The organism is Nocardiopsis sp. TNDT3, assembly GCF_003427465.1.
GTDB lineage: Bacteria > Actinomycetota > Actinomycetes > Streptosporangiales > Streptosporangiaceae > Nocardiopsis > Nocardiopsis dassonvillei.
Window position 1 is genome coordinate 1 of sequence record NZ_QPFC01000268.1, and the last position, 2,434, is coordinate 2,434.

Sequence of the window (2,434 nt, forward strand, 5' to 3'; positions counted from 1 at the left end):
GCGGGGGGCCAGGTGGGACACGGCGCTCCCGTTCGGCGGGCGGGGCACACGGGACGGGCCCGAACGCGCGGTCCCGCTCAGTGTTTCGGGTGCACCGAATTCTACCTGTCGTTCATGAAAATGTGTTGTCGTGAAGGAGAGCGAAAGATTTGAGTGTTTTTCTTGAGGTATAGGTGAATTTAGATAAACAAGTTAAGAAAAGGGGGTTGTGTGCGGTACCCGGGCCGTCCGCCTCCGGCGACGGACGGCCCGGACGCGCTGGTCAGGAGGCCGGTACCGGTTCAGGGGTCCGACGGCGGGGGCGACCCCACGGCATGAGGCGGTCCACGGAAAGGCGGCCGCCCGTGAACCCGAGGGCCAGGGCGACGGCGCCGAGGACGAGCACGAACTCGAAGCCGCCGACCAGCGGGTCGCCGACGTGGGCGAAGAAGTAGGCGCCGGCCATCATGAAGGCCAGGAGGATCCCGGCCAGGGGCAGGGCGAACCCGACGATGAGGGCCAGCCCGGCGCCCACCTCGATGCTCGCCCCCAGGAGGGCGGCGAACTGCGGGAAGGGGATCCCCATGGACGCGAAGCCCTGGGCGGTGCCGTCGAGGTCGGACATCTTCGGCCAACCGTGCGCGATGAAGACGACGCCGACCACGACTCTGGCGAGCAGCGCGACGACGTCCCCCACGCGGGACATGAGCGGATTCTCGGTCATAGCGGTTCCTGTTCCTGTGAGCGGGTAACCCAGGAGGAGGTCGTGGCCTCGCACCGTTGCTTGAGACTACAACCTTTTCCTGGGAAAGCAGATGATAGTACGCATCCACCCGGACACATAGAGTGCCAACGAGGGATATTTCTCCCCCGTGGCGTCCGCCCTGGTGAGAGCCGACAACAGAACGCGGCTCAGTCCCGGCGCACCGTACCGGTCGGCCCCGTGTACCGCGGCTCCTCGCCCCCGGGGTCGAGCACGCCGAGCATGGACTCCGCGATCCCCCGCAGCTGCTTGACCTGGTCGCCGGTGAGCGCGTCGAAGAGCACGCGCCGGACCTCGTGCACGTGGCCCGGCGCCGCCTCGCGCAGCACGACCGCCCCCTCCGGGGTGAGCTCGGCCAGGGTGGTGCGCCGGTCTCCCGGGCGCTTGGACCTGCGGACCAGGCCGTCCGCCTCCAGGCGGGCGACCGCGTGCGAGAGGCGGCTGGGCGAGGAGCGCAGCCGCCTGGCCAGCTCGGTCATCGTCATCACGCGCTCGGGCGCCTCGGACAGCTTCACCAGGATCTGGTAGTAGGCGTGGGACATGCCGGAGTCCTGTCTGAGCTGCCGGTCCAGCGCCCCGTCCAGCAGGTGGACGGCGGCCAGGAAGGCCCGCCACGTCTGCTGTTCGTCCTCGTCGAGCCACCGCGTCTCGGCCATCGGGCCCGTGCCCCCAGGGGTAACTTGAGAGTTCAACTGTGTTCTGGTCAAATATCCATCTTCCAGGCATAGGAGAGCGGCCACGGCACAGCGGCCGAGGCGCGTCCCGACCCCGTGCCTCAGCCGCGGGGCGTCGCCGCCGGCGGACGACACCGGGTGGACCCGCCAGCCGGTCGACCGGTCCTGCGGCCTCACCCGCCCGAGTGGGGTCCTCCGGTGTCTGCGCACTCGAAGGACGCTCCGTCCACCGTCGGCGCCACGGCGGACGGGGCCCTCTGACCTAAGGCTCCTGGGGTTTCCCGCAACGCTACTACGGAGTCACATACGCCGCCCCGGGTACGCACCGCCCTCGTTCGAGGCCCCCGCGCCGGGCCGCCGCACGCCCGCCCGGCGCCGCGCGTGTCGGTACCGCTTGGGACACTCTCCCCCATGACGGACACACGCGATCCCGCGGACGCGCGCACGGTCGAGGAGCTGGTGGCCTCGGCGGGCGGAGCCGAGTACCTGTGCTTCTGGGGCCACCAGCCGCCCGCCTCCGGAGGCGTGTCGGCGAGCTGCCTGTCGCAGTGGTGGCCCGCCGACTTCACGGTGGAGGGGGTCGGCTACCGCACCGCGGAGCACTACATGATGGCCGCCAAGGCCCGCCTGTTCGGCGACGCCGAGGCCGAGGAGCGGATCCTCGCGGCGGGCCACCCCCGGGACGCCAAGGTGATCGGCCGCCAGGTGCGCGGCTTCGACGAGCGCGAGTGGGAGGCGGCCCGCTTCGGGATCGTGGTCGAGGGCGGCCTCGGCAAGTTCGGCCAGAACCCGGAGCTGCGCGAGTTCCTGCTCGGCACCGGCGGACGGGTGCTGGTGGAGGCCAGCCCCCGCGACCGGGTGTGGGGCATCGGACTGGGCGCCGAGAACGACGACGCGCGGGTCCCCGAGCGCTGGCGGGGCCTCAATCTGCTGGGGTTCGCCCTGATGGAGACCCGGGCCCGCCTGGCCGCGGCCCGGTGACGCCGGGTCCGGCCTCCGCCGGACCCGCGCGGCCGGG

The 2,434-nt window shown here is 71.3% G+C and carries 3 protein-coding genes; 1 reads left to right on the forward strand and 2 read right to left on the reverse strand.

From position 1 onward, the window contains the following. Positions 1–262: 262 nt before the first annotated feature. Entirely contained in the window at positions 263–703 is a 441-nt protein-coding gene (locus DQW06_RS07320; protein WP_013155515.1) for a DoxX family protein, read from the reverse strand. A gap of 188 nt (positions 704–891) precedes the next feature. Beyond that, positions 892–1,398 carry a MarR family winged helix-turn-helix transcriptional regulator gene (locus DQW06_RS07325; protein WP_071622979.1) on the reverse strand — a complete coding sequence of 169 codons (507 nt, stop codon included), beginning with the start codon at positions 1,396–1,398 and terminating at the stop codon, positions 892–894. Positions 1,399–1,827: 429 nt separating this feature from the next. Here DQW06_RS07325 and DQW06_RS07330 point away from each other — a divergent pair, with 429 nt between their 5' ends. Next, a complete protein-coding gene (locus tag DQW06_RS07330; protein ID WP_013155517.1) occupies positions 1,828–2,397 on the forward strand; it encodes an NADAR family protein in 570 nt (189 codons plus the stop codon). The last annotated feature ends 37 nt before the right edge of the window (positions 2,398–2,434 follow it).

What these genes read in the sequence shown, in the direction of transcription:
- DQW06_RS07320 (WP_013155515.1), bottom strand. Translation starts at nt 703, where the DNA reads ATGACCGAGAATCCGCTCATGTCCCGCGTGGGGGACGTCGTCGCGCTG.
- DQW06_RS07325 (WP_071622979.1), bottom strand. Translation starts at nt 1,398, where the DNA reads ATGGCCGAGACGCGGTGGCTCGACGAGGACGAACAGCAGACGTGGCGG.
- DQW06_RS07330 (WP_013155517.1), top strand. Translation starts at nt 1,828, where the DNA reads ATGACGGACACACGCGATCCCGCGGACGCGCGCACGGTCGAGGAGCTG.